Genomic DNA, 25,852 nt, shown 5'->3' with positions numbered 1-25,852 from the left:
ATGGCGTTCAGCCAGCTCTACTACACCTCGTGCGAACGCGGGCTGTCCGGGCACCCCGGCTACCAGTTCCACGCGGCGACCACGGGGGTGCCGCCCGACGTCATGTCCGATGTGGAGTTCCTGACCGGGTACGCCGCGCCCCCTTCGCTCTCCTCGAACGCGGACGCCGCGGAGATCGCCAGGTCGCCCGTGAACCTCTGCTACCGGCCGGGACCGTCCAGCGTGCTGGCCAACGTCGCCTTCCTGGGCAACGACTACTCGCGCCGGTTCGGCAACTACTTCGCGCACGCGCTGGTGACCGACGACCTGGCCCGCGACCTCGGCGACGTGCTGCCGATCGAGTTGTGGGGTGCCGGGTTGTGGAACCGGCGGCAGGTCGCCGACCCCGTGCTGCCGCCGCTGTCCGCGCCGTCGCCCGGACCGCTGGACCAGGCCGCCGCCGCCGCGTTCGTCAAGGCGCACAAGGGAGGACGACACCTGGCCGCCCTCCTGACCGCGATCGACAGCACGGTCGCGGACCACGAGCGCACCGTCGTGATCGTCGAACGCGACGCGGAGGCGGTCGCCCACTGGATCGCGGCGGCGTCCTACCTGCTGCCGCCGGGGGTCGTCAGCCGGATGTCGTTCGCCACCTACCAGCACACGCCCCGGTACAGCAAGCTGCACGTGGTCGGCACGCTCGCGGAGTCCTCCGTGGACCGCTCCGCGTTCGACGCCTACCACCTGTTCGACATGGTCGCCGACGAGCGCAGCCCGATCGCCGCGCACCCGTTGGCGGAGCACCTCGTCTACGTCGGCGTCGAGGACGCGGCCGAGTTGTGGAAGCAGGCGGGCGAGCTGGCCACCGGCCGCGAGCGGGACCTCTCCGACTGGTACCCGGTGGTGTTCGCCGCGGGCGGCGCGGACCGGGCCGAGACCGTCGCGGTGGTGCCGTGGCTCGTCGAGCACGCCCGGCGGCTCGGCGCCGCCGCGGTCGAGCGGATCGGGAACCAGATCGACGTGGGCGACTGCGGTCCCGCGGCGCTGTCGGACCTCGCGACGGCGGCACGGGACGTGGGGGCCCATGACCTCGCGGACCACGTGGAACTGGCCTGGGTCATGGCGTCCCTCGACAGCGGGCTCACCGGCCCGGACATCGCCCTGCGCTCCCCCGCCGCGCGGTCACGGGCCGAGGGCGCCGTGGTGGAGCGCCTGCGCCACGCCCCCGCCGCCGTGGTGGTGGACCTGCTGGCGTGGGCCGCGAAGTACGACATCGCCGTCCCCGGTCCGGTGCTCCACCAGGTCGGGACGACCGCCGTCGGACCGGCCGTGCTGGTCAACCCGGACGACGAGCGGTTCGGCCACCTGCTCCGCACGTGGTCCGGCCTGCGCACGGGCGTGGTCGACCACCTGGCGGGCGCGGCACACGACCGGCTCCACGACGTGGTCGGGGTGGTCGACTCGGGACTGGCCGACGTGCTGGACCTGCGCGGGCGGAGCGCGCTGGCGACGGCGGTGGTCATCGCCGACGCGCGGGCGGGCAGGCTCCAGCGCACGGCGGCGCTGAGCAGGCTCGCGTGCGAGCAGGACGTGGACGACCACCTGCTCCGGGCGCTGTGGCCCGACGGCGGGTGGACGCACTCCGAGGCGTCGATCCTGCTGCGCGACCTGCTGCCGCGGCAGTTCTGCTCCGGGGCGCTGCTCGTCTGGGTCAACACCGCCCTCCAGGCCCCGATCACCGACGGCGAGATCTACGACCGGCTGTCGGCGGACGTTCGCGAGCACCCCGTGGTCGACTCGCTCCCCTCCACGACACGAGCACTCGTGGAATCCCGGTTCAGGACGGTCAACCAGGTGGAGACCGCCCTGCGGGAACGCGACCCCGACACCTTCGACAGCCGCGTGCGGGAGGTCGTGCGGAGCTACCGGTCCTCGGGGCCGGAGCGCCGCAGGACGATCCTCGACCTGGTCATGGCGCGCGTCGGCGCGCTGCCCGTCGACCGGCTGGCCCACCTCGTCGTCCTGTTCGGCGACGTGCGCGCCGCCTACCTGCGCGGCGCCGAGCCCGGCCTGCGCCCGGCGACCGCGGATCCCCGGACCGCGGCGGACCTGCTCGTGCTCGTGTGGGAACTGCGGCGGTGCCGCGACAGGTACCCCGGAGCGCGGAAGGTCCAGGAGGAGTTCGAGCTGTTCGTGCTGCGCGCGGTCAAGAAGTGGCGGCGCCGACCGCTGGGCGAGACCGCGACCATCCTGCGCGGGCAGCGCGTCCGCGGTGTCGCCGACTGGTTCGAGGACTGGGCGCGGGACGCGACGGGCAACTCGGTCACGCGGTTCTTCCGCGGTCGCCGGACGTCGAGGGAGGCCAAGCCGTGACGGCCCCGCCGAGCTTCGGCCTGCTGCTGCTGGCCGCGGTCCTCGTGCTGCCGGTGGCCTCCGGGAGCCGCTTCGGCTGGGTGCTGCTCCGCCAGTACGTGCTCACGACCGCCGCCGGGTACGGCGTCGGCGCGAACGCCAACGCCGCCAAGGTCAAGCACCCGCCGGGGAAGCGGGGCAAGGGCGAGGAACCGGCGTGGGTGCACTACCTGCTCGGCCAGGCGTGGCGCGACATCCGGCACGTCCACACCCTGGTCGCGCGGGAGCTGCGCGACGTCGTCGTGAAGCGGTGGAAGGCGATCGGCGAGAAGTACTCCGCCGTGCCCGCGCCGCGGGCGAGGTGGTGGGGCGGGGTCCAGCGGATCGGGATCTTCACCGGCATCGTGATGACCGCCCCGGTCCTGGTGCTGACGCTGGTCGGCTCCGCGCTGTTCCTCGGCCTGCTGCTCGCGGCGAGTTGCGCGGGCCTCTACCTGCTGCGGCTGTTCGACACCACCGTCCTCCGGCTCCGCGGCATCAGGATGACCTGCAAGACGTGCGGTGTGCGGGTCGTCCACGCCCTGCACGGCTGCCCCGGCTGCAAGACCCTGCACGGCGAGGTCCGCCCCGGCCGGTACGGGATGACCCACCGCAGGTGCGGCTGCGGCAAGGTGTTCCCCTCCCTGCTGGTGCTCACGGCGCTGGTGAGGAAACCTGAGGACAAGCCGGTCCTGTGGTGCCCGCACGCCGAGACCCCGCACCCGCTGGCGGAGCGGACGGGCGAGACGGGCGAGATCGTCCTGCCGGTGTTCGGCGCGCCGAGCGCGGGCAAGAGCCAACTGACCACCGTCCTGCTCATCGCCGTGGAGACGATGGCGACCAGGGCGGGCGGCGCGTTCACCTTCGCCGACACGTCCACGAAGGACCGCTCGGTCAGCTCACGCGGGAAGCTGGCGTCCACCGCGCGCGTCGACAAGACCAGCCTGGTGCACAAGGACGGCGTCGTGCACCCGGCGTACTCGACGCACGTGGCCCCCAAGCGGGGCCAGCACAAGCTCGTGCACGTGTTCGACGTGGCGGGCGAGGTCTTCCGGAGTTCCACGAAGATGCAGGAGCTCGAGTACCTGAAGATCGCCCGGACGTTCCTCTTCGTCATCGACCCCCTGTCCATCAAGTCGGTGTGGGAGACCTTCGAGGGCGACCGGCGGGCGAAGCTCGACGACGGGCGGGCCAAGGACGAGCCGCACGTGACGTTCACCGAGACCGTGACGACGATGACCGAGATGGGCGTCGCCACCACCAAGGCCCGCCTCGCGGTGGTGATCAGCAAGTCCGACCTCATCAGGCACGTGCTCGACGACGTCGACGAGGAGGACTCGGAGGCGATCAAGTCCTGGTTGGACGGTCTGTCGCAGGGCAACATGGTGCGGGCGATGGACCACAACTTCAAGGACGTGACCTTCTTCCTCACCTCCGCGCTGCTCAACGGCGACGGCGAGGCCGATCACAGCGTCGAGAGGTTCGCCGAGCGGGTGCTGGCCGACGAAGGCCTGCGCCTCTGAGAACAGGGAGTCCCGTCCGATGGAAGATCTGCCGTACCGCCGGTGGCGCGTGACCGCGCTCACCGTGTTCCTGGCGATGGGCGCCGTCGCCGTCCTGTTGGTCGGACTCGTGGTGTTCGCCGTTGTCGCCCGCTGAAACCGTTGTCCCGCAACCGAGTCCGGCTAGCCCAGCCGGGCGAGGTGGGCCGGTGTCAGGTTGAGGTCGGCGGCGGCGACGTTCTCCTCCAGGTGGGTGAGGCTGGAGGTGCCGGGGATCGGCAGGACGACCGGTGAGCGGGCGAGCAGCCAGGCCAGGCCGACCTGCGCGGGTGTGGCGCCCAGGTCTGCGGCGACCTCCGCGATCCCGGCCGCCTGGCCGGTCGCCGCGCCGAGCACCGGCCGCCACGGGAGGAAGGCGATGCCCGCCGCCTCGCACGCCTCCAGCACTGGTTCGTGCTCGCGGTCGACCAGGCTGTAGCGGTTCTGCACGCTGGCGATGTCGACGACATCCCGCGCCAGCCCCAGTTCGGCTGCGGTGACCTCGGACAGGCCGATCCGGCCGACCTTGCCCGCGTCGCGGAGGTCGCGCAGCGCGCCGAGCTGGTCCGCGAGCGGCACCTCGGGGTCGATCCGGTGCAGTTGCAGCAGTTCCACCCGGTCGACCCGGAGCCTGCGGAGGGCGTGGTCGACCTGCTCGCGCAGCACCTCGGGCCGCCCGTTCAGCTCCCACTCGCCGCCGGGGCCGGTGCGGGCCACACCGACCTTGGTGGTGACGAGCAGGTCGGCCGGGTACGGGTGCAGGGCTTCGGCGAGCAGTTCCTCGTTCGCGCCCCCGCCGTACAGGTGGGCGGTGTCGATCAGCGTCACCCCCAGCTCGACGGCTCGTCTGGCGACGGCGATGGCGGCGGCGCGGGCGGCGTCCGGTTCGGTCGGCAGGTGCATCGCACCGAACCCGAGCCTCCGGACCTCCAGGTCCCCGCCGATGCGGAAGGTGGTCGGCACGCGGCAACCGTACCGGCGGCGGTGCCGTGCGCGGGCCGGGTTGCGCGAGGAAACCGCCCGGCCCTCCCCGGCCAGGTCAGGGTGGTCCGCCCCTCCTCGTCACCCGCGGTGGTAGAGCGGACTCCACCACGAGGACGCCCCTTGCCTGCACTGATTTCCACAAGATCCATTCCTAGCCTTTGAGCATGACCTCGACCCCAGCCGCCCACACCGGCCGCGCCCCCTCGAACCGCTTCCAGGCGCTGGTCCAGCGCTTCCCACTGACCACGTTCTTCACCCTCGCCAACGCCATCAGTTGGATCGCGTGGGTGCCGTACATCCTGTCGCTCGACGGGTTCGGCGTCCTGCACTTCCGCTACCCGGACCTGCTGATGGGCAACCAGCTCACGGCGATCCTGCCCGGCGCGTACCTCGGTCCGCTGACCGCCGCGTTCACCGTCACGGCGATCACCGAGGGCCGCGAGGGGCTGCGGCGGTGGCGCAGGCGGCTCTTCCAGTTCCGGGCCGGTGTCGGGTGGTACGCGTTCGCGCTGTTCGCCGTCCCGATCGCCGTCCTCGCGGGCACCGCGGCGATGCCCGGTGCCGAGGACGCGATGCGCGCCCCGTCGCTGATGGTGCTGGCGATCTACGTGCCGATGCTGGTCATCCAGTTCTTCACCACGGGCCTCGCCGAGGAGCCGGGCTGGCGCGACTTCGCACTGAGCCGCCTCCAGGAGCGCCACCAGCCGATGGTCGCCACCTTCATCCTCGGCCTCCTGTGGGCCCTCTGGCACGCCCCGCTGTTCCTCACCCCGTGGGGCGGCCCGGACGTCAACGCCGAGACGCTCGTCCGCTTCACCATCACGGCCATGGAGATGAGCTTCCTGATCACGCTGGTCTACAACAAGGGCCGCCAGAGCCTGCCGCTCGTCATGCTGCTGCACTGCTCGATCAACAACTTCCAGTCCATCGCCTTCTCGGAGATCTTCCCCGACGCGAACAACCTGTGGCTCTGGGGTCCGACGCTCGGCCTCGGCGTGCTGACGCTCATCGTCGTCGTCCTCACCCGCGGCAGGCTGGGCTACACCTCCCCGGTCACCGCCACCTCCACCACGAAGGCCGAGGTCTCCGCATGAGCCGCGCGCTGACCACCACGTCCGTCGGCACGAGCGCGCTGCGCCTGGAGTCGGTGACCAAGACCTACGGTTCCGGCGAGAACTCGGTGACCGCGCTCCGCGACGTGTCCATCGCGCTCGACCGGGGCACGTTCACCGCCGTCATGGGACCGTCCGGTTCGGGCAAGAGCACGTTCCTGCACTGCGCCGCCGGGCTCGACCAGCCGACGTCGGGCAGCGTCCTGCTCGGTGACGTGGAGCTGGCCGGGATGAAGGAGGCCGCGCTCACCGCCGTGCGCCGCGACCGGGTCGGGTTCGTCTTCCAGGCCTACAACCTGATGTCCGCGCTGACCGTCGAGGAGAACGTGGCGCTCGTGCCGAGGCTGTCCGGGCACGAGGTCGATCGGGCGTGGCTGCGCGAACTGCTGGGCCGGGTCGGCATGGGCGACCGCGCCGACCGCCGCCCCTCGCAGCTCTCCGGCGGCCAGCAGCAGCGCGTCGCCATCGCCCGCGCGCTGGTCAACCGGCCGGAGGTGGTGATGGCCGACGAGCCGACCGGCGCGCTCGACACCCGCACCGGCCGCCAGGTGCTGGAGCTGTTCCGGCAGCTCGTCCTCGAACTGGGGCAGACCGTGCTGATGGTGACCCACGACCCGGTCGCCGCGTCGTACGCCGACTCCGTCGTGTTCCTCGCCGACGGCCGGATCGCGGGGCGGATGCACCACCCGACGGCCGCGCAGGTGTCCGAGTTCATGACCAACCTCGGGGAGGTGTGACCGGTGTTCTCCCTCGCCTGGAGCACGATCAGGGCCCGCCGCGGCGGGTTCGTCGCCGCCTTCGTCGCGCTGTTCTGCGGCGCCGTGGTGATCACCGCGAGCGGTGTCCTGCTGGAGTCCGGACTGCGGTCCGGTGTCGCGGCGGAGCGCTACGCCGCCGCGGCCGTGGTGGTCGGCGGCCCGCAGGCCCACGCCGTCGCCGAGGGCCCGGACACCCCGTTCGCCGAACGCGTCACGCTGCCCGCCGACGTGGCGGACCGGATCGCGGAGGTGCCCGGCGTCGAGAAGGCCGTGCCCGAGCGCAGCGTCCGGGTCACCGTGCCCGCCGCCGGGGGCGCGGTCCCCGTGTACGCCCACGGCTGGACGTCCGCGGGCCTCGCCCCGTTCACCCTGACCGACGGCAGGCAGCCGCAGGCGCCGGGCGAAGCCGTGCTGGACAAGGGGCTCGCCGCGAGCGCCGGACTGTCCACGGGGGACACCACGACCCTCGCGATCGGCTCCGTCCCGTCGGACTACCGCGTGGTCGGGCTCGTCTCCGCGCCCGTGCTGACCCGGCAGTCCGCCGTGTTCGTCGCCGACGAAGTGGCCGCGGCGCTGTCCGAGCGGATCACCGCGGTGGGTGTGCTCGCCGCGCCCGGCGTGGACGCCGACGACCTGGCGAAGCGGATCACGGCGACCGTCACCGGCGTCCCGCTGGCCACCTACACCGGCGCCGAGATCGGGGACGTGGAGTTCCTCGACGTCGGCCAGGCGCGGACGTTCCTGACGATCCTGTCCTCGTCGCTCGTGGGCACCATCGCGATGGTCGTGCTGTTCGTGGTCTCCTCCACGCTGGGCCTGTCGATCCAGCAGCGGCGGCGGGAACTGGCCGTGCTGCGGGCCATCGCGGCCACGCCGAGGCAGGTCCACCGCATGATCGGCGCCGAGATGCTGCTCGTGTCGGTCGCGGGCGGTCTGCTCGGCAGCCTGCCAGGTCTCGCCGTGGCCGGGCTCCTGCGGGACGCGTTCGCCGCCGCGGGCGTGCTCCCCGCGGACTTCACCCTCGTGTACAGCCCCCTCCCCGCGGTCGCCGCGCTCCTGCTGTGCGTGCTCGGCGGGCTGGCGGCGGGCTACTTCACGGCCCGGCGCCTCGCCAAGGCCAACCCGGTGGACGCGCTGGGCGAGGCCGCGGTCGAACCCGCGCAGCTCGGTACCGCCCGACGCGCGTTCGGCGTCGGCTTCATCGCCGTGGGCACGGTGGTGGGCACCGTGGTGCCGCTGCTGCTGCCCGGCATCGCCGGGATCAGCGGCGCCGCCGGTTCGGTGCTGCTGCTGATGATCGGCACGGCCATGCTCGGACCGCACCTCATGCGGGTCGCCACCGCGACCGCCGCCCCGGTGCTCAACCGCGGCCGCATCAGCGGTTACCTCGCCGTGGCCAACACCAGGGCCAACGCCCGGCGGCTCAGCGGCGCCGTGGTCCCGCTCGCGCTCGCCGTGGCGATGGCGGCGGTGCAGATCTTCACCGTCACCACGGCCAACGCGGCGGCGTCCGACCAGGTGGAGGCCGGGATGACGGCGGACTTCGTCCTCGCCGGGCCGTCCGGTCTGGCCCCGGAGGTCGTCGAGGCCGTGCGCGCGGTGCCCGGTGTGCGCGACGCGTCGCCGGTCGTGCGGAGCCAGGTCCTGGTGGAGTACCCGATGTTCGACCAGGTCGAGGTGGAACAGCTCGCCGCGCAGGGCATCGCGCCGGAGCGCGTCGGGTCCACCATGGACCTCGGGGTGACCGCGGGTTCCCTCGACGAGGTGCGCGGCGACTCGATCGCGCTGAGCACCGGCGCCTCCGACAGCGCCGGGGTCGGGATCGGCGGCACCCTGCACGCGTTCCTCGGCGACGGCACCAAGAAGGACCTGAAGGTCGTCGCGCTCTACGCCAACGGCCTCGGGTTCGGCGACGTCACGGCGTCGCGCGAGCTGCTCGCCGCGCACACCGCGACCGGCTTCGACGACTCGGTCCTGGTCACCACCGCGGACGGCGCGAACCCCGCCGAGGTCGGCGCCGGGCTGGGCGCGCTCGCGAAGGAGTACCCCGGTCTGGCGGTGCTCGACCGCTCGGCGTTCGCCGCCGCCCAGGGTGACGCGCGGGGCCAGCAGTCCTCGACCAACCTGATCGGCAACGGCTTCCTGCTGCTGTACCTGGTGATCGCCGTGGTGAACACGCTCGTGATGGCCACCGGCGCGCGGCGGCGCGAGTTCGCGATGCTGCGGCTGATCGGCACGAACCGGCGGCACGTGAGCCGGATGATGAAGCTCGAGGCCGGGATCGTGGTCGCCGCCGCCGTCGTGATCGGCACGGTGGTCGCGGTCGTCCCGCTGATCGGGATCAGCATCGCCACCACGGGACGCGTCCTGCCCACGGTCGACCCCGTCGTCTACGGGGTGCTGGTGCTGGTCACCGCGGTCATCGGGTTCTCGTCGATCGTGCTGGCCACCCGGTCCGCGCTGCGGGGCCGTCCCGTCGACGCGGTCGGCGCGGGCGCCTGACGTGGCGGGGTCGGGGGACCGTGCCACGATTGCCCATCCCGTCGTCCGAAGAGGAGCAGTGACCGTGATCGGTCGGCAGTGGCGCGAGGCGTGGCGGTTCCTCGCCTTCACGATGGTGGTCGGGTTCCAGGCCGTCGCGGCGCTCGTGGCGATGATCGGGTGCGTGGCGATGGTCGTCACGCTCCCGCTGCTCCCCCACGTCGTCCGGTTCGCCCGTCGTCTCGCGGCGGGCGAGCGGGACCGGGTCGGCCGCTTCCTGGCGACCACGATCCCGCCGCCACCCGAGGGCACGAGCGCGGGCGTCGCGGAGGTGGCGACCAACCCCCACGACCGCAGGGACGCCCAGTGGCTCGCGTTCCAGGGCACCGTCGGCCTGGTGGCGGGGTCCGTGGCCATCGCCTCGCCCGCGGGCCTGGTGCAGAACCTGTTCATCGCCGCGTTCTGGCCGTTCATCCCCGACGCCGCCACGACGGTGGACACGCCGGTGGAGTCCTGGGCGGGCGCGGGGGTCGCCGTGCTCATCGGCGTCGTGTACGGCCTCCTGGGCGTGTTCTTCGTGCGGCCGCTGGCCCGCTGGTGGGCCAGGACGAGCGCGGCCAGGCTGGCGCCGCCGAAGCGGACGCTGACCGAACGGCTCGCCGAGGTCACGGCGACCCGCGCGGCGGCGCTGGAGGCGCACGGCGCCGAACTCCGGCGCATCGAGCGCAACCTGCACGACGGCACGCAGAACCGGCTCGTCGCGGTGGTGATGCACCTGGGCATGGTGGAGCGGGCGCTGACCCGCAACCCCGCCGCGGCGCTGCCGATGGTGGCCACGGCGCAGAAGGCGGCCACCGACGCGCTCGCCGAGCTGCGCGAGGTCGTGCGCGCCATCTACCCGCCTGTGCTGGTCGACCGGGGGCTCACAGGCGCGGTGGCGTCACTCGTGGGGCACTGCGCGATCCCGTGCACCCTGGACGAGCACCCGATCCCCCGGCTGCCCGCGGCCGTGGAGGCCGCCGCGTACTTCGTCGTGGCGGAGGGGCTCACCAACGCCGTGAAGCACAGCGGCGCCGACCGGATCACCGTCGGCCTGCGCACCGAGAACGGCGCCCTCGTCGTGGAGATCACCGACAACGGGCACGGCGGGGCCGACCAGGCGCACGGCAGCGGACTGCTCGGGATCCGGGGCCGGGTCGCCGCTTTCGACGGCACGACCACGATCGACAGCCCTCCAGGTGGACCCACTGTGCTGAGGGTGGACATCCCTGCGGGACCATGAGCCGGTGCGCATCGTGATCGCCGAGGACGACGCCCTGCTCCGGGAAGGCCTGACGCACCTGCTGCGGGCCGAGGGCATGGAGGTGACCTCCGCCGTCGACAACCCGGATGACCTGCTGTCCGCGCTCGCCGCCGACCGGCCGGACGTGGCCGTCGTCGACGTCCGGATGCCGCCGACGTACCGCGACGAGGGACTGCGCGCCGCCGTCCAGGCGCGCAGGCAGTGGCCTGGTCTCGCGGTGCTCGTGCTGTCGGCGCACGTCGAGGAGAGCTACGCGACCGACCTGCTCGCCGACGGCGCGGGCGGCGTCGGCTACCTGCTCAAGGAGCGGGTCGGCAAGGTCGCCGACTTCCTCGACGCGCTGGAGCGGGTCGCCGCGGGCGGCACCGCGATGGACCCCGAGGTGGTCGGCCAGCTCCTGGTGCGCCGCCGCGCCGACGACCCGCTGCAACGCCTGACGCCACGCGAGCGCGAGGTGCTGGGGCTGATGGCGGAGGGCCACTCCAACGCCACGATCGGCGGCCTGCTGGTGATCAGCGACGGCGCCGTGCACAAGCACATCGGCAACATCTTCACGAAGCTCGGCCTGCCCACCACGGACGCGGGGCACCGCAGGGTGCTCGCCGTGCTGGCCTACCTGAAGGCGTAGCGTCGGTCAGGTCAACCGGACCCGGCGGCAGACCCTGGTGAGCGCCAGGTAGAGGTGGCAGCCGACGCACACGCCGAAGACCGCGTTGAGCAGCGCGGCGGCCAGCGCCAGCGCGGTGGCGGCCGTGCCCACCGCGACCGATCCCGTCGCGTAGCCGAGCGCGCCCACCGAGGCGAAGGCGCACCCGACGCCCTGGGAGAACCGGAGCGGCGCCTCGCTCTCCAGTTCGGTCGGCGGGGCGAGCCGCGACTGGAACGTCCGCCGGTAGGCCGCGCCGTACGGGTTGAGCTGGAGGCCGAACACCGCGCACAGCCCGAAGAGGAGCGCTTGCGCCAGCAGCACCCGCGGGCTCTCGGCCAGCAGCCCGACGCCCAGCACCACGCTCGTCATGGCCGCGGTGAACCGCACACCCCTGGGGTCGGCACCGCGCGCGGCGCCTTCCTCGTGCACTTCTTGATCGACCATGGACCAAACCAATCCCGGCCGTGGTCCACCAGTCAAGGTCGAGGCGCGTACTTCGCTCGATCGGTCGACTACCTCGGTGTTCCCCACTCGCCGTCACCGGGAGCCCTCCGGTTCCACCGCGTCGACCACCGGGGCAGTCCGCCGATATCGGGTCACCGCTTATGGCGAAATGTCCGACTGGAGGGCCACGCCCCTTGTCGGTGCCATGTTTCGCCATTCCGCGAAACCGCCACGACAATTCCTGTTGAGACGGAAGCCATCCCCTCCGCGCCACCTCCCCCGCTCCCGAGTGAAGGCTGAAACGCTTCTGCATCGCTTTCCTGGAACCCTCGCGAAGAATCGAAACACATTCACGAAAACCGCCTCTACCACCCGTGGAGCCGGTCTACACTCGTCCCCGCCCATCAACTCCACTATTCACCGCCAACAGGAATTGACGAACCACACCTCCATTCACAATTCCACCAATTGACACAGGAGACGCACGGGAACCGAGATGCGGATCGACATGGTGGCGGCGTCGTGGGAGAACGACCCCGTCGAGCAGAAAGCACACGTCGCGGGCCTGGCAGGCGCGCTGAGCGGACAAGGGCACGACGTCACCCTCTACGTCCGGCGCGATTCCCGCGCCCTCCCCGAGCGCAGGCGCACCCCGCACGGCTACGACCTCGTGCGCATGCCGGTGGGTCCGACCACCCCGCTGCCCATGGCCGAACTGCTCCCCCACCTCGACGGGATCGCGGCGTACCTGGACCGCGGCTGGGAGCAGCGGGCACCCGACGTCGTGCACCTGCACTCCTGGACGTCCGGACTGGCCGTGCGCGAGTCCGACGCGCCGCTCGTGCAGTCGTTCCACGCGCTCAAGGTCGTGGAGGACCGCTTCCAGCGCTCCAGCGGCTCCACCGCCCGCTGGCGGATCGCCCTCGAACGCCTGATCGCGATCTCCGCCGACCGCGTCATCGCGGCCAGCAACGACGAGGTGGCCGAACTGGGGCGGATCGGCGTGCCCCGCTCGCGGATGTCGCTGGTGCCGTGGGGCCTCGACCCCGACCAGTTCAGCCCCGACGGCCCGACCGCCTCGCGCGGCCCGCGGGGACGGGTGCTCGCCGTCGGCGAAGTGCTGCCGCGCAACGGGTTCCACACCGCCATCGACGCGCTGGCCACGGTGCCCGGCGCGGAGCTGGTGATCGCCGACCCGGTCCGGCGAACGGCGCCGCGGCACAACCCCGAGGTCAGCAGGCTCGTCCAGTACGCCGAGAAGCGCTCCGTCGCGCACCGGGTGCGGTTCACCGGGGAGGTGACGACCGCGGCGCTGCCCGCGCTGCTGCGCTCGGCCGACGTCGTCGTGTGCGTGCCCTGGTACGAGCAGTCCGGCATCACCTCGCTGCGGGCGATGTCGTGCGGCATCCCCGTGGTGGCGGCCAGGGTGGGCGCGCTCGCGGACGTCGTCGTCGACGGCCTCACCGGCGTCCTGGTGCCGCCGCACGACCCCGTGGCTCTCGGCCGCGCGCTGCGCGACCTGCTCGCGAACCGGCTGAGGTGCCAGTTCTACTCGATCGCGGGAGCCGACCGGGTGCGCGCCCGCTACTCCTGGGACCACGTGGCAGCGGAAACCGTGCGGGCGTACCGGCAGGCCGTGCCCGCGCGGGACGGGAGAGCCACCAGCGAGATGGGGTGACCGGGCTCATCCCCGGCCCGCCATCGCCCGGGAACATCCCCGCGCCCCGTGCGTTGTACCTGATGCCGCACCGGTCCAGGACCCCCGGGCCTCACCCTTCGCCACCACGAGTGGCCACTCGCCGAGAGGCGTCTGCCGGTGCGGTGCACGACACCGGAGAGGGCGGTGGGAGCGGCGACTCCCACCGCCCTCTTCCTCGTACCAGGGGAATTCCCCGCCCTTCGAGCCGCGGCGGAGCACGCGGACCGAAACCGATGTCACACTGCGCAGTCTATCGATCACGCTGGGCAAACAGCCGAACATAACGGATCGATAACACCGAGAACACGGTTGAGGTACGCCTCGCCAACCGTGCGTATGCCCGTCTGAGCAGGTCTTCACGCGCCGCGCTCGAAGCACCCCGACGACAGAGGTGAGCAGCAGATGAGCCGGACCGGTGGGCGGCACCAGATCTCCCGCAGAACAAAGATCGCCACGTTCGGCGCCGCCGTGGCGATTGCCGCCGGTGCCGTGGTCGTCGTCACGACCACCGGCGACGACGAGGCGTACGCGGACGGGGTCGACAAGTCCCTGTTCGTCGACATCACCAAGGTGAAGCCGAACGTCAAAGCCGTGCAGAAGCAGGGCAACGCGTCCAGGGGCACGTTCACCGTCAACTGCGGGACGAACAAGAACGCCCACTTCAACGGCGACAACTTCATCGCCGCTCCCGGCGTCGAGAACGGCGCCCAGCACCTCCACGACTACGTCGGCAACCTGTCGACGAACGCGTTCTCCACCAACGAGAGCCTCCGCAAGGCAGGCACCACCTGCAAGAACGGTGACAAGTCCGCCTACTTCTGGCCCGTCATCCGGATCGACACGGAGGACGAGGAAGCCGAGCAGAAGGTCGACCAGAACGCGCCGGCCCTGAACGACCAGGCCGCGATCGACAAGGACGTCGCCGCCAACGAGAGCGCGGCACCGCTGCCCGAGAGCGCGACCGCGACCGCGAACCCCCCGGCGAAGGTGGCTGAGCGCAAGGAACAGGCCGCCGCCGACAAGAAGGACCAGGAAGCGCCGCGCGTCGTGTGCCCCGACGTCGCGAGCAAGCTGGAGGACGTGCCCGACGCCGCCGTGCAGGAGGTGTCCAAGCAGCTCGCCGAGGTCGACAAGATCACCGAGGACGCGGACAAGAAGCTCGCCGCCGAGGCGGGTGCCGCACCCGTGGTGAGCGAGGCCAAGGCCGAGCAGGTGCTGGCCCCGGTGGCCGACGCCCGCCAGGCCGCCCTCGACAAGATCATCGAAGAGCTGAAGAAGCTCAGCGACCAGGTCGCCAACCTCCAGAAGCAGATCGACGAGCTGAAGAAGCTCAGCGAGTGCGGCATCAAGGACGAGAACAACCCCGCGCCGGTGCCGGACGGTTCCGAGAACAGCGAGAAGCCCCCGGCCCAGACGCCGCCCCCGGCGCAGGGCGACGAGAACGAGAACAACGAGCTGCCCGGCAACGACGGTGTGATCCAGCGCCCGGAGAAGGCCGAGCTGACCTTCCGCGGCAGCCCGGTCGGCAAGGTCACCGCGATGCCGAAGTTCCTCCGCGTGCTCTACGGCGACGCGAAGATCTCCATCAACGGCACCAAGAACGCCCGCGACTCGTGGACCTGCTCCGGCTTCGAGGACAAGGTGCAGATCAAGCAGTACCCGATCTGCCCGCGCGGCGCGAAGGTCAAGCGCATCCACGACTTCCCGAGTTGCTGGGACGGCAAGAACACCGACTCGGCCAACCACCGCACGCACATCGTGTTCCCGGACCCGAACACCGGGAAGTGCGGCCAGGGCTTCAAGGCCGTGCCGCAGTTGCGCATCACCCTGACCTACAACATCCCCAGGGACATCCAGCGCAAGGGCCAGTACAAGGTCGACGCGTTCCCGACCGAGAACCACAACCCGGTCAGCGACCACGACGACTTCGCGAACGTCATGTCGCAGAGCATCATGAACCGCCTCGTGTGGTGCGTGAACCGCGGCAAGACCTGCAAGGAGTAGTCGGCACCTGAACGACGCGAGGAGGGCCACCCCGGCGACCGGGGTGGCCCTCTTCGCGTCGGGGGGTCAGTTCATCTTGGACAGGATCATGTGGTTCCACCACAGGTCCAGCTTGTCCAGGGTCTCGTTCGTGGTCGCCTTGGACGAGACGAGCTGGCCGATGGTCAGCGTCTTCGAGTCGACCCACCAGAGCTGACCGGTGCCGTCCTTGAAGAAGCACGTGGTGAACTCGCCGGGCAGCGGTCCCGCCTCGGTGCGCCAGATCTCCGCGTAGTGCAGGGGCTGCGTCACCGGGCGGCAGCCGCCCTGTTCGTCGATCCGCGGCAGGTTGTTGTCCTGCACCAGCTTGATGAAGTACGCGTCCTGCGCGGCGCGGTCGGCGAACAGCCGGAACACCGCCCGCTCCGGCGGCGGGACGTAGCCGTCCACGCCGTTGGCCTCGGTGCACTCGACGGTCGCCAGCTCACCGCCCCCGCCGTTCTCCTTCTCGACGCACGTGGGGTTGCCCGCGTAGGACGTCGGCAGCACGGCCTGGAGCGCGTCGACCGACGGGTTGGGCGGCGGCGGTGGCGACGTCGTGGTCGGCGCCTTCGAGGTCGTCGGCGCCTTCGAGGTCGTGGTGGACGACGTGGGCGCGTCCGAGGACCGGCCGGACGCCTGGCCGCCCTCCTTGTCCTTGAACACCACCAGCGAGACCACGACCGCGGCGATCACGAGGACCGCGCCGACGGCGCCGACGAGCACTGCCCGGTCCCGGCTCGACACGCCGGGCTTGGCGGGAGGTCGGGACTGCGCGGGCGGCCAGCCGTGCGGCGGGGCCGTCACCGGCTGGAACGGCCCCTGAGGCGGGGTGGTGAGCGGCGGCCGGGCCACGCCCTGCGGCGGAGTGGCCGACGGCGGGGTGGCCACGCCCTGAGGAGGTGTGGTGGGCGGCGGGAAGCGCGGCTGCCCCTGCGGCGGGGTCACCGGGGGCGGCATCGGCCGGGGGCTCGCGGCCTGGTCCAGTGCGGCGGACGCGGCCGCCGCGAGCGCGCCGGCCGTCGGGTAGCGCTGCTCGGGGTCCTTCGCCATCCCCCTGGCGATCACGTCGTCCAGCGCGGCCGGCACGTCCGGGTGCACGTGGGAGGCGCGGGGCGGCGGTTCCTGCATGTGCGCCCAGATCTGGGCGGCGGTCGTGTCCGCGGTGAACGGGCGGCGGCCGGTGACGCTGGTGAACAGCACGCAGGCCAGCGCGTAGACGTCCACGCGGCCGTCGACCGGGCCGCCGCCGAACCGTTCGGGCGCCATGTAGTCGAGGGTGCCGACGACGTCGCCGGACGCCGTGAGGTGCGTGGCCGTCGGTGACGCGCTGCGGGCGATGCCGAAGTCCACCAGGTACACGAAGTCACCGGCGGCGACCAGGATGTTCGACGGCTTGACGTCGCGGTGCACCAGGCCGTCGGCGTGCGCGGCGTCCAGCGCGCTGGCGACCTGCTCGACGATCCGCACGGCGCGCCGGGAGTCCATCGGGTCGGCGATGAGGTCGGTGAGGTCCCTGCCCTCGACCAGCCGCATGTCCAGGTACAGGTGGCCGTCGATCTCGCCGTAGGCGTGGATCGGGATCACGTGCGGTTCGCGCAGCCTGGCGACGATCTTCGACTCCGCGCGGAACCGGGCCCGGTAGTCGGCGTCGGCGTTGAACTGCGACGACAGCCTCTTCAACGCCACCACGCGGTCGTGCACCGTGTCGTACGCGCGGTGCACCTCGCCCATGCCGCCGCGGCCGAGCAGCCCCTCGATGCGATAGGGCCCGAACGCCTCCGCCGCCACCGCTCCTCCTGCTCCCTGGTCGTCCACCACACTGCGTCGACGCAGATGGTAACCACGTGGTTCCCCCATTAGGCGCACGTCAGGCCGACCCTATGATCAGGACGACGGACCCCCGAACGGCGAGGAGGCGACCATGACCGGTGTCGCGGTGGTGACGGGTGCGGGATCCGGGGTGGGCAGGGCGGTCGCGCGGAACCTGCTGGAGGCGGGCTACCGGGTGGCGCTGGCCGGGCGCAAGGCCGACGCGCTCGCCGAGACCGCGAGCGGCGACGACGTGCTGGCGGTCCCGACCGACATCAGGGTCGAGGAGTCCGTCGTGGCGCTGTTCGACGCCGTGCGCGACCGCTGGGGCCGGGTGGACGTGCTGTTCAACAACGCGGGCACGAACGTGCGGGCCACCCCGGTCGAGGACTTCTCCGTCGGGCAGTGGTCGAAGGTGGTCGACACGAACCTCACCGGCACGTTCCTGTGCGCTCGTGAAGCGTTCCGGATCATGCGCGACCAGGACCCCCAGGGCGGCCGGATCATCAACAACGGCTCGGTGTCGGCGTACGCGCCCCGGCCGAACGCCATCGCCTACAACGCGACCAAGCACGCGATCACCGGCATCACGAAGTCGCTGTCGCTGGAGGGCCGCCGCTACCGCATCGCGTGCGGGCAGATCGACATCGGCAACGCCGCGACGCCGTTGACCGAGCGGATGGGCCAGGGCGTGCTCCAGGCGGACTTCACCGTCGCGCCGGAGCCGACGATGGACGTCGCGGGCGTCGCGGACGCCGTGCGCTACATGGCCGGATTGCCGCTGGAGGCCAACGTGCAGTTCATGACCGTGATGGCGACGGCGATGCCGCTGGTGGGCCGCGGCTGACTCAGCGGGGGACGCAGGTCAGCGCCATGGTCTTCGGCGGGGCCCCGATGCCCACCAGACCGAACGTGATCGAGTCCTGGACGTCGATCAGCCCGTTGTAGGCCGCGTTCACCGCGTGCACGGTCCGGCCCTTCTGGGTGATGGTGGCGTTCCAGGAGTTCTCGACCCGCTGCTCGCCGGGGAACGTCCAGTCGACCGTCCACCCCTCGACCGGCCTCGCGCCCGAGTTGGTGATCTTGATCGTCGCGGTGAACCCCTGCGGCCAGCTCGTGTCGATCGCGAGGCTCGCCGTGCACGCCGCGGGCCCCACCGGGGGGAGCTGCTCGGCGACCACCACCTCGAACTCGTCGACCGAGTTGCCCGCACCGCCGCGCCACAGGTCGAACCCCGCCTCGACGCCGATCAGGTACCAGTCCGGCTTGACCCACGCCCGGTTCACCGCGTCCTTGCCGAACGCGCGGATGTCCAGGCCCCGCACCGAGTCCACGTCGCCGACCCGCTCGTAGGTGATCCGGTTCCGCCCCTGCGCCTTCTCGAACCAGACGTCCCAGCTCGCGCCGGAGATCGGCATCGCGCCCGCGACCATGATGCCCGCGGGCCGCGCGTCCCCGTTGGCGCGCAACCAGATCGCCATCTCCGCACCGTCGGGCAGCCCCTCCACCGCGGGCTTGCTGTGGAACCAGGCCGTGTAGGCCGTCGCGTAGTCGCCGTCCGCGGCGGGCGTCGTGACGAGGTTGCTGGTCAGCTCGGGCATCCGCGACACCTGCACCGGGAGTCCGCTGTTCTCCGAGCAGATGTCCTGGTGGCACCCCTTCAGCAGCGACGGCGACGCGGCGGGCGGCCCACCCACCGGCAGGTCGTGCTCGGCGCTGTCCACGCGCAGCTTCCGCTCACCGACCGTGACGCACTGCGCGGTGTCCACACCCCCGACGTTGTTGCCCGCCAGGTACTCCTTCTCCCCCGCGGGCACGACGTCGTTCTTCCCGCACACCTGCGTCCCCGCCGCCGTCGACGGCAGCGCCGCCAGCAGCACCAACCCCACGGCCGCGGCCAGCACCGCACCGCACACACCGATTGCCGCGATCGTGAGTGACACCCGGAAGGCCAACTGCGCCAACGGATTGCTCATCTACGCGCTCCTCGGAAGATCCGCGTCGTACCGGACGTGCCCATCTCGGGAATACGGGCGAACCGGGTGGGCGGTTCAAGCGGCGGGGGCGTCGGGGAGCGGTTCCGGAAGATCCACAGGTCAGCGGGGCGAGTCCAGGAAGTCCGCCACCAGAGCGGCCACCAACCCCGGCTGTTCGAGGTGCACGTCGTGGCCCGCGCCGGGAACGCTGACCGCCTCCGTGTCCGGTCGGCGGGTCAGCATGAGATGGCCCCGGCCGGTCGAGATGATGCCCTGCTGGCCGAACACGGCCAGCACGGGACAGCGCACACGCGACCACTCGGCCCACTGGTCGCGGCCGGGCTCGACGGTCAGCACGCGGGCCACCACGTCGACGTCGAAGCGCGGCCACCAGCCCCCGTCGCGCTCCTCCAGCCCGTCCGCCCACCCCTCGCCCACCGGGCCGCCGCCGAGGAAGACCGCGGCGGCCTCCCGTGTCGGGAACGGACGTGGCCAGGAGTCCAGCCAGGCGACGATCCGGTCGCCGCCGGACGGGTCGGGGTCGTGCGGGCCCGCCTCCACCAGGACGAGGCCGGAGACGCGGTCGGGGTGGTCGGCCGCGGCGACCATGGCGGTGTCGCCGCCCATCGACTGGCCGACCAGCACGGCCCGGTCGACGCCGAACGCGTCGAGCACCGCCACCACGTCCGCCGCGTGGGCGGCGCGGGACAGGTCGGCGGGACGACGCTCGCTCGCGCCGTTGCCGCGCTGGTCGAAGGCGATCAGCCGCCGACCGGGCAACGCGGCGACCACCGCGTCCCATTCGCCGCTGTGCCCGCACAACCCGTGCAGCAGCACCGTCACCGGACCGTCGCCGCCGCTGTCGTGACACCCCAGCCGCACGCCGTCCGCTCCCATCACTTCCACGGGCACGATTGTGCCAGCGGGCGAGGTCCGATGAGGACGGACGTGGTGCGGCGGGCAGGGGGCCGCACAGGTCGTTCTCGCCGAGCGCACAGGAGTGGCACAGCCGCGGCCGTGAAGGTGGTCATCACAGCCGACCACGAGGAGCGCACGATGACCACCACCGAGCAGGTCCCCACCAACCAGACCCCCGTCGAGCCCGCCGGACAGCGGCCGTCGCGGTTCCGCAAGGGGATCATCGCCGCGGCCGTCGCGCTCGCCATCGCGGGTGGCGGCGGGGCGGTCGTGTACGCGACCAGCAATAACGCCTCGTCGTCCTCGGCGATCGGACAGGCGCCCGCGGGCATGGGGCAGCCGCCGAACGGTGGTGGCGCGGGCGGGGATGTGTTCGGGAGCGTGACGCACGGCGAGGTGCAGACCGGCACGGTCACGGCGATCACCAGCACGTCGCTGACGGCCGAGAGCACCGACGGGTACAGCAGGACCTACGTCATCGACGCCGACACGGTGTTCGCCGCTGCGGGCGGGGCACCGGGTGCGGCAGGGGCGGCGGGTGCGGCGGGCGACACGGCTTCGGGCACGGCGTCGGACATCGCCGAGGGCGACACGATCACCATCGTGGCCACCACCTCCGGCGACACCGCCACCGCCGTACAGATCTCCGAGACCGCGTGACGCCGGAATCCCTTCGCACCCCCGCGTGTCCACGTCCGCCACGCGATCTCGGAACCCGCTCACCCCACCCGCCTTCCGGAATTCGTTCGCGCCGACCGGGTGTCGCGGGAGAGGATGCCGGTGCGAGCCATCAAGATCAACTCGGCTCGCGGCAAAATTGTCAGACCCCTGCCGTAACGTGAAAACCGAGGAGAAGGCATGGCGGAGCACACCTACCGGGTCATGGTGCGGGGGCGGTTCACCGATCTCGACGCGGCCGGGCGGGAGCGGTTGCTCGCGGTGGTGGAGGAGCACGGCATCCTGACGAACGGGTTCTCCGAGGAGGGGTCGTTGTCCTACGACCGGACGCTGGACTTCTTCAGCTTCCGGGTCCAACTGCGGGCCCCCGTGGAGCAGAACGACCGGGCGGTGTGCGAGCGCGGGCTGGCCGCCGCGGCGCTCGCGGTGGACGCGCTGGGCGTGGACTACCGGGACCTGAAGGCGTCGGCGACGGACATGGACCTGGTGAAGATCCGCCGCAAGTGACGCCAAGCAGTGCGACCGGTCAGAGGACGGTCAGGACGGCGGGCCCGACGCGCAGGAACCCGTCGTCCAGCGGTTCGCAGCGGACGCCGCCCCGGCCGCGCAGCGCCTTGTGCGCGCCGGGCGCCAGCACCTGGTCCATCCAGCCGCACGGGCTGGCCGGGCGATGCGCCTGGAAGCGGACCGGGCCGTCGCCGGAGTCGAGGCTGAACAGGGCACCCGCCCTCGACCGCCCGGCGGGCAGGCCGTCGACCGGGAAACCGCGCAGCACGACGTTGCGCCTGGTCAGCACGGGGTTCGGCACGGCTGCCAGGCTCAGTTCCGCGGTGATCAGGTCGAGCGACTCGGCGGCGATCACGGTCACCGAGGCCTTGCGGTGCGCCGGCTGGGCGTAGAACCGGTCGCCAACCAGGCCGAGCCCGGCGCGCACCTCCACCCGGTCGCACGAGCCCAGCAGCGGATCGACCAGCGGCCCGTCCTGCGGACGCCCCTCGAAGGCGTGCACCGGCGACACCAGCAGGGCCACGACCTGGACGTCCACCCCCAGCACGCTACACACGTAAGCTCGGTGGCGTGCGAACTCGGCCGACGTTGAGCTGGACGGCGACGGGCGCTCCCCTGCCCCGCACGACCGACCTGGACGAGGTCGTCGAGACCGTCGCCCGCGGGCGCGTGGTCGTGCTCAGCGGGGCGGGCCTGTCGACGGAGTCCGGCATCCCGGACTACCGGGGCGCGGAGGGCAGCCTCCGCCGCCACACCCCCATGACCTACGAGGAGTTCGTCGGCAGCCCCGAGGGCCGTCAGCGGTACTGGGCGCGCAGCCACCTCGGCTGGCGCACGATCGCCCGCGCCGCGCCGAACGCGGGCCACCGGGCCGTCGGCGCGCTGCGCGCGAGCGGTCACCTGTCCGGGGTCATCACCCAGAACGTCGACGGCCTGCACCAGGCCGCGGGTGTGCTCGACGCCGTGGAGCTGCACGGCGGCCTCGACCGGGTGGTCTGCCTGGCCTGCGCCGCCACCAGCCCGCGCGAGGAGCTGGACCGCAGGCTGCGCGCGGCCAACCCGGCGTTCGAGGGCACCGCGAGCCGGATCAACCCCGACGGGGACGTGGAGCTGGCCGCCGACGTGGTCCGCTCCTTCCGCCTCGTGGCGTGCGGGGCGTGCGGCACCGGGGTGCTCAAGCCGGACGTGGTGTTCTTCGGCGAGAACGTGCCGCGCGCCCGCGTCGAGGAGTGCTACCGGCTCGTCGACGCCGCCGACGCGCTGCTGGTGCTGGGTTCCTCGCTGACCGTCATGTCCGGCCTGCGGTTCGTCCGGCACGCCGCCAAGGTGGGCAAGCGGGTCCTCATCGTGAACCGCGGCGAGACGCGGGGCGACTCGTGCGCCGCCGTCCGGGTCGACCTGCCGCTCGGCCAGGCCCTCACGGACCTGGCCGGACGACTGGGTGTCACGTGCCGCTGAACGCCTTCTCCCGGTCCTTCTCCTCGCTCGTCTCGGCGATCTTGCCGACGGCGTAGCGCAGGGTCGGCGGCGCCATCAGCGACGTCACGACGGCGACCAGGATGACGATCGTGTAGGTCTCGGTGGTCAGGACCCCGAGGCGCAGGCCCACCATCGCGACGACGACCTCCACCACGCCGCGGGCGTTGAGCCCCGCGCCCAGCGCGAGCCCTTCCCAGTGCGTCAGCTTGCCGGTGCGGGCGCCGATGTAGGCGCCGATGAACTTGCCGCCGATCGCGACCGCGAGCACCAGGACGGCCGCGCCCAGCACCGCGGGCTTGCGCAGCGCCGTCAGGTCCATCCGCAGACCGGCCGTGGCGAAGAAGATCGGGGCCAGGACGGCCATGACGAACGTGCGCAGCGGCGCGAGCTTCGTGCGGTCGAGCAGGCCGGACGAGCTGAGCAGCACACCGCAGATGAACGTTCCCAGGATCGGTTCGAGGCCGAGCGCGTGCGTGCCCGCCGCCGACAGGATGAGCAGCAGCACCACGACGGCCACGGTCACGCCGGGGTCGCTGGACCTGTTCGCGTACTCCAGGCTCTTGCGCACCAGCGGCCTGCCGATCAGCAGCGCCACGAGCGCCACCACGACGAGGCAGCCGATGGTGAACAGCACCAGGCCCGCGCGCAGGCCCGTGGTCGCCATCGCCGAGACGATGGAGAGCAGCGACCAGCCGACGATGTCGTCGACGGCGGCGGAGCTGATGATCAACTGGCCGATGTTGCGGTGCAGCAGCCGCATCTCCAGCAGGGTCTTCGCGATGACCGGGATCGCGCTCACGCACATCGCCACGCCGAGGAACAGCGCGAAGACGTTGCGCTCGGTGCCCTGCGCGAGCAGGGACGTCGGCAGCACCATCCCGACGGCGAAGCCGAGGCCCAGCGGCACCAGCAGCCCGCCCATGCTGACCCAGGCGGCGGTCTTGCCCTTGCGCCGCACCAGACCCAGGTCGATGTGCATTCCGGTCAGCCCGACCAGCAGCAGCACGCCGAGCTGGCCGACGGCGTCGAGCAGGTGGATCTGCTCCGGGTTCGTCGGCAGCAGCCACGCCGACAGCGCGGGCAGCGCGTGCGCGAGCAGCGACGGTCCCAGCAGGACACCCGCCGCCAGCTCGCCGACGAGCGCGGGCATCCTGAACCGGATCGCGAGCCTACCCAGGAGGAACGCGGTGCCGAGCAGCAGCGCGATCTGGAGCAGGAACACCAGCATCTGGTGCGCTCCGATGGGGCTGACCGGTGCGGCGAAGACCGTCATCCGGGTTCTCCTTCAGTGGTGTGCCGGGTCTCGGACGACGGTGCCACCCGAATGCCAGTCCCTCCGCGACGACACTGCGGGATCCCGTCGCGACGGTACCGCTCCGGCTACGGGTGGCCGAAGTGGACTCGGGCCCACTACAGACCGGCCCACTCCTTCGACCTGGCCAGCAGGGTCCGGTGGACCAGCGCGACCGAAGGGTTGGCCAGTCCGCCCGCCCTGGTCGCCAGGTACAGGGTGTTCAGCGGGCGCACGGCGGGCTGGTGCAGGAGTTCCACCGAGCCCGCGGTGAGGGCCGGGTCGGCCAGGTAGCGGGGCAGGGCGGTGACGCCGGCGCCCGCGACGACGGCCGCGAGCACGGCCCGCAGGTCCGGCACGGTGACGGCGACGTGGTTGGGCGGGCGGCGGCCGAACTCGCCGCGCCAGTAGCGGCGGATGATCGGCAGCTCCTCGGCGTAGGCGACGAGCGGCAGGTGCGCCAGCGCCTTGACGGGGTCGGCGGCGAGCAGGCCCGCGTCCACGGTGCGGGCCAGCGCGGGTGGCGCGACCAGCACGAACTCCTCGTCCACGAACGGGGTCGCGACCAGGGAGCGGTCGGTGGGGCGGACGGCCGAGACGACCAGGTCCAGCCGGGCGTTCGCCAGCGCCGCCAGCAGGTCGTCGGCCAGTCCGAGGGTGACGCGCAGCCGGAGGCCGCGGGTCGTGAGCGGCACGAGCGCGGGCAGCACCCGTGCCGCCACCAGCTCGGACGGCCCGGCCAGGTGCACCGCTCCCGCGTACGCCCCCTGGTCGTCGGTGTCGCTCAGCGCCGACCGCAACTGGTCGACGTGCGGGCCGATCCTGCGTGCCAGCTCGTCGGCCCGGCCGGTCGGCGTGACGCCCCGGCTGGACCGGACGAACAGCGGCTCGCCCAGGTCGCGTTCCAGCCGCGCGAGCTGGCCGCTGACCGCGGGCTGGGTCAGGCCGCGGCGGGCGGCGGCCGACGTCAGCGAGCCGCCGCGGTAGATCTCCAGGAACGTCGCCAGCAGGTCGAGGTCGGTCACCGGCGGACCCTTCCGGCCATAAGAAATCTGATGATCCACGAAACGGTACCGGACTACCGGTGATGGCAGGGTGGTTGACGTCAGCAGACCCGATCGAACCGAGCGAAGTGGAAGAGCGGATGAAGAAGGTAGTGATGGTCGTGTCCGGCGCCGACGCGCTGGTGCTGGCGGACGGCACGAGCCACCCGACCGGGTACTGGGCGGAGGAGGTCGTCGAGTCGCTGCGGGTACTGCGGGAGGCGGGCGTCGAGGTGGCCGTCGCCACGCCCGGCGGCGTCCGGCCGACCGTGGACGAGGCCAGCCTCAAGGGCAACGACTTCGGCGCGGCCGTGGACGCCATCGCCGACGAGCTGGCGGCGCCGCTGGTGCTGGCGGACGTGGACGCGGCGGACTTCGACGCCGTCTACCTGCCCGGCGGCCACGGCCCGATGGCCGACCTGGCCGTCGACCCGGACCTCGGCAGGCTGCTCGTACGGTTCGAGGCGGACGGCAAGGTCGTCGCGGCGCTGTGCCACGGTCCCGCGGGCCTGCTCAGCGCGGTGCGCGAGGACGGCACGTTCGCGTTCGCGGGCCGCGAGCTGACCGTGTTCACCGACGAGGAGGAGCGCCAGGGAGGCCTGGACGTGCCCTACCTGGTCGAGACGCGGCTGCGCGACCTCGGCGCGCGGGTAGCGGCGGGTCCGGCGTGGACCAGCACCGTCGTGGTGGACGGCACCCTGGTCACCGGCCAGAACCCGCAGTCGAGCGTGGACACCGCGAAGCGGGTGGCGGCCCTGCTCGCCTAGCGCGGGCAGGGGTTCCCG

General features: G+C 72.2%; 22 protein-coding genes. 14 read left to right on the top strand and 8 right to left on the bottom strand.

The features are described from left to right. On the top strand, nt 1-2,352 hold the full coding sequence (locus NZH93_RS12055) for a GTPase-associated protein 1-related protein (RefSeq protein ID WP_259623085.1): 2,352 nt from the start codon (nt 1-3) through the stop codon (nt 2,350-2,352). After that, nucleotides 2,349-3,893 carry a TRAFAC clade GTPase domain-containing protein gene (locus tag NZH93_RS50635; RefSeq protein WP_259623084.1) on the top strand — a complete coding sequence of 515 codons (1,545 nt, stop codon included), beginning with the start codon at nt 2,349-2,351 and terminating at the stop codon, nt 3,891-3,893. Before NZH93_RS12055 ends, NZH93_RS50635 begins: the two co-directional genes overlap by 4 nt. A gap of 162 nt (nt 3,894-4,055) precedes the next feature. Here the strand turns inward: NZH93_RS50635 and NZH93_RS12045 are convergent, their stop codons facing one another. Further along, nucleotides 4,056-4,874: an aldo/keto reductase gene (locus tag NZH93_RS12045; RefSeq protein ID WP_259623083.1), complete on the bottom strand. Its 819-nt coding sequence runs from the start codon at nt 4,872-4,874 to the stop codon at nt 4,056-4,058. Between the two features lie 185 nt (nt 4,875-5,059). On the opposite strand from NZH93_RS12045, the gene NZH93_RS12040 reads away from it, so the two are divergent. The 5 genes from NZH93_RS12040 to NZH93_RS12020 all read left to right on the top strand — a co-directional run bounded on the left by NZH93_RS12040 (nt 5,060) and on the right by NZH93_RS12020 (nt 11,177). Continuing rightward, entirely contained in the window at nt 5,060-5,989 is a 930-nt protein-coding gene (locus NZH93_RS12040) for a type II CAAX endopeptidase family protein (protein ID WP_259623082.1), read from the top strand. Further along, nucleotides 5,986-6,744, top strand: coding sequence for an ABC transporter ATP-binding protein (locus tag NZH93_RS12035; RefSeq protein WP_259623081.1), 759 nt, complete (start codon nt 5,986-5,988; stop codon nt 6,742-6,744). Before NZH93_RS12040 ends, NZH93_RS12035 begins: the two co-directional genes overlap by 4 nt. Before the next feature lie 3 nt (nt 6,745-6,747). After that, entirely contained in the window at nt 6,748-9,267 is a 2,520-nt protein-coding gene (locus NZH93_RS12030) for an ABC transporter permease (RefSeq protein WP_259623080.1), read from the top strand. 64 nt (nt 9,268-9,331) lie between these two features. Beyond that, complete coding sequence (locus NZH93_RS12025) at nt 9,332-10,528, top strand: sensor histidine kinase (RefSeq protein WP_259623079.1); 1,197 nt, start codon at nt 9,332-9,334, stop codon at nt 10,526-10,528. A gap of 4 nt (nt 10,529-10,532) precedes the next feature. Then, nucleotides 10,533-11,177, top strand: a complete 645-nt coding sequence (locus tag NZH93_RS12020) for a response regulator (RefSeq protein ID WP_259623078.1) — start codon at nt 10,533-10,535, stop codon at nt 11,175-11,177. Between the two features lie 6 nt (nt 11,178-11,183). Here NZH93_RS12020 and NZH93_RS12015 read toward each other — a convergent pair whose 3' ends face one another. Beyond that, the gene (locus NZH93_RS12015) at nt 11,184-11,642 is read right to left on the bottom strand and encodes a DUF4395 domain-containing protein (RefSeq protein ID WP_259623077.1); all 459 of its coding nucleotides are present in this window, start codon (nt 11,640-11,642) and stop codon (nt 11,184-11,186) included. A gap of 496 nt (nt 11,643-12,138) precedes the next feature. Here NZH93_RS12015 and NZH93_RS12010 point away from each other — a divergent pair, with 496 nt between their 5' ends. Both NZH93_RS12010 and NZH93_RS12005 read left to right on the top strand, forming a co-directional pair. Further along, a complete protein-coding gene (locus NZH93_RS12010) occupies nt 12,139-13,320 on the top strand; it encodes a glycosyltransferase (RefSeq protein WP_259623076.1) in 1,182 nt (393 codons plus the stop codon). A 423-nt stretch (nt 13,321-13,743) separates the two neighbouring features. Next, nucleotides 13,744-15,345, top strand: coding sequence for a DUF1996 domain-containing protein (locus NZH93_RS12005; protein ID WP_259623075.1), 1,602 nt, complete (start codon nt 13,744-13,746; stop codon nt 15,343-15,345). Between the two features lie 66 nt (nt 15,346-15,411). Here the strand turns inward: NZH93_RS12005 and NZH93_RS12000 are convergent, their stop codons facing one another. Then, nucleotides 15,412-17,154 (bottom strand): serine/threonine-protein kinase, encoded by a 1,743-nt coding sequence (locus tag NZH93_RS12000; protein WP_259623074.1) that lies wholly within the window; start codon nt 17,152-17,154, stop codon nt 15,412-15,414. Nucleotides 17,155-17,287: 133 nt separating this feature from the next. Between NZH93_RS12000 and NZH93_RS11995 the strand changes: the two genes are divergently transcribed. Then, nucleotides 17,288-18,022, top strand: coding sequence for an SDR family oxidoreductase (locus NZH93_RS11995; RefSeq protein WP_259623073.1), 735 nt, complete (start codon nt 17,288-17,290; stop codon nt 18,020-18,022). A 1-nt stretch (nt 18,023) separates the two neighbouring features. On the opposite strand, the gene NZH93_RS11990 is transcribed toward NZH93_RS11995, so the two are convergent. After that, a complete protein-coding gene (locus tag NZH93_RS11990; RefSeq protein WP_259623072.1) occupies nt 18,024-19,151 on the bottom strand; it encodes a cellulose binding domain-containing protein in 1,128 nt (375 codons plus the stop codon). Nucleotides 19,152-19,271: 120 nt separating this feature from the next. After that, nucleotides 19,272-20,048: an alpha/beta fold hydrolase gene (locus NZH93_RS11985; RefSeq protein WP_259623152.1), complete on the bottom strand. Its 777-nt coding sequence runs from the start codon at nt 20,046-20,048 to the stop codon at nt 19,272-19,274. A 159-nt stretch (nt 20,049-20,207) separates the two neighbouring features. Between NZH93_RS11985 and NZH93_RS11980 the strand changes: the two genes are divergently transcribed. Then, nucleotides 20,208-20,729 (top strand): hypothetical protein, encoded by a 522-nt coding sequence (locus NZH93_RS11980; RefSeq protein ID WP_259623071.1) that lies wholly within the window; start codon nt 20,208-20,210, stop codon nt 20,727-20,729. 198 nt (nt 20,730-20,927) lie between these two features. Beyond that, complete coding sequence (locus tag NZH93_RS11975) at nt 20,928-21,254, top strand: DUF6204 family protein (RefSeq protein WP_259623070.1); 327 nt, start codon at nt 20,928-20,930, stop codon at nt 21,252-21,254. Nucleotides 21,255-21,273: 19 nt separating this feature from the next. On the opposite strand, the gene NZH93_RS11970 is transcribed toward NZH93_RS11975, so the two are convergent. Continuing rightward, nucleotides 21,274-21,792, bottom strand: coding sequence for an MOSC domain-containing protein (locus tag NZH93_RS11970; RefSeq protein ID WP_259623069.1), 519 nt, complete (start codon nt 21,790-21,792; stop codon nt 21,274-21,276). Between the two features lie 32 nt (nt 21,793-21,824). Between NZH93_RS11970 and NZH93_RS11965 the strand changes: the two genes are divergently transcribed. Then, nucleotides 21,825-22,712, top strand: a complete 888-nt coding sequence (locus NZH93_RS11965; RefSeq protein ID WP_259623068.1) for an NAD-dependent protein deacetylase — start codon at nt 21,825-21,827, stop codon at nt 22,710-22,712. Here the strand turns inward: NZH93_RS11965 and NZH93_RS11960 are convergent. Next, nucleotides 22,699-24,006, bottom strand: coding sequence for a cation:proton antiporter (locus NZH93_RS11960; protein ID WP_259623067.1), 1,308 nt, complete (start codon nt 24,004-24,006; stop codon nt 22,699-22,701). The genes NZH93_RS11965 and NZH93_RS11960 overlap by 14 nt on opposite strands. Nucleotides 24,007-24,143: 137 nt before the next feature. Beyond that, on the bottom strand, nt 24,144-25,049 hold the full coding sequence (locus NZH93_RS11955) for a LysR family transcriptional regulator (protein ID WP_259623066.1): 906 nt from the start codon (nt 25,047-25,049) through the stop codon (nt 24,144-24,146). 119 nt (nt 25,050-25,168) lie between these two features. Here NZH93_RS11955 and NZH93_RS11950 point away from each other — a divergent pair, with 119 nt between their 5' ends. Next, nucleotides 25,169-25,834 (top strand): type 1 glutamine amidotransferase domain-containing protein, encoded by a 666-nt coding sequence (locus NZH93_RS11950; RefSeq protein WP_259623065.1) that lies wholly within the window; start codon nt 25,169-25,171, stop codon nt 25,832-25,834. The last annotated feature ends 18 nt before the right edge of the window (nt 25,835-25,852 follow it).

The sequence above is a fragment of the Umezawaea endophytica genome (assembly GCF_025061645.1).
GTDB lineage: Bacteria > Actinomycetota > Actinomycetes > Mycobacteriales > Pseudonocardiaceae > Umezawaea > Umezawaea endophytica.
Note: the sequence above shows the minus strand (reverse complement) of the source record. Positions and strands in the feature narration are given on the sequence as shown.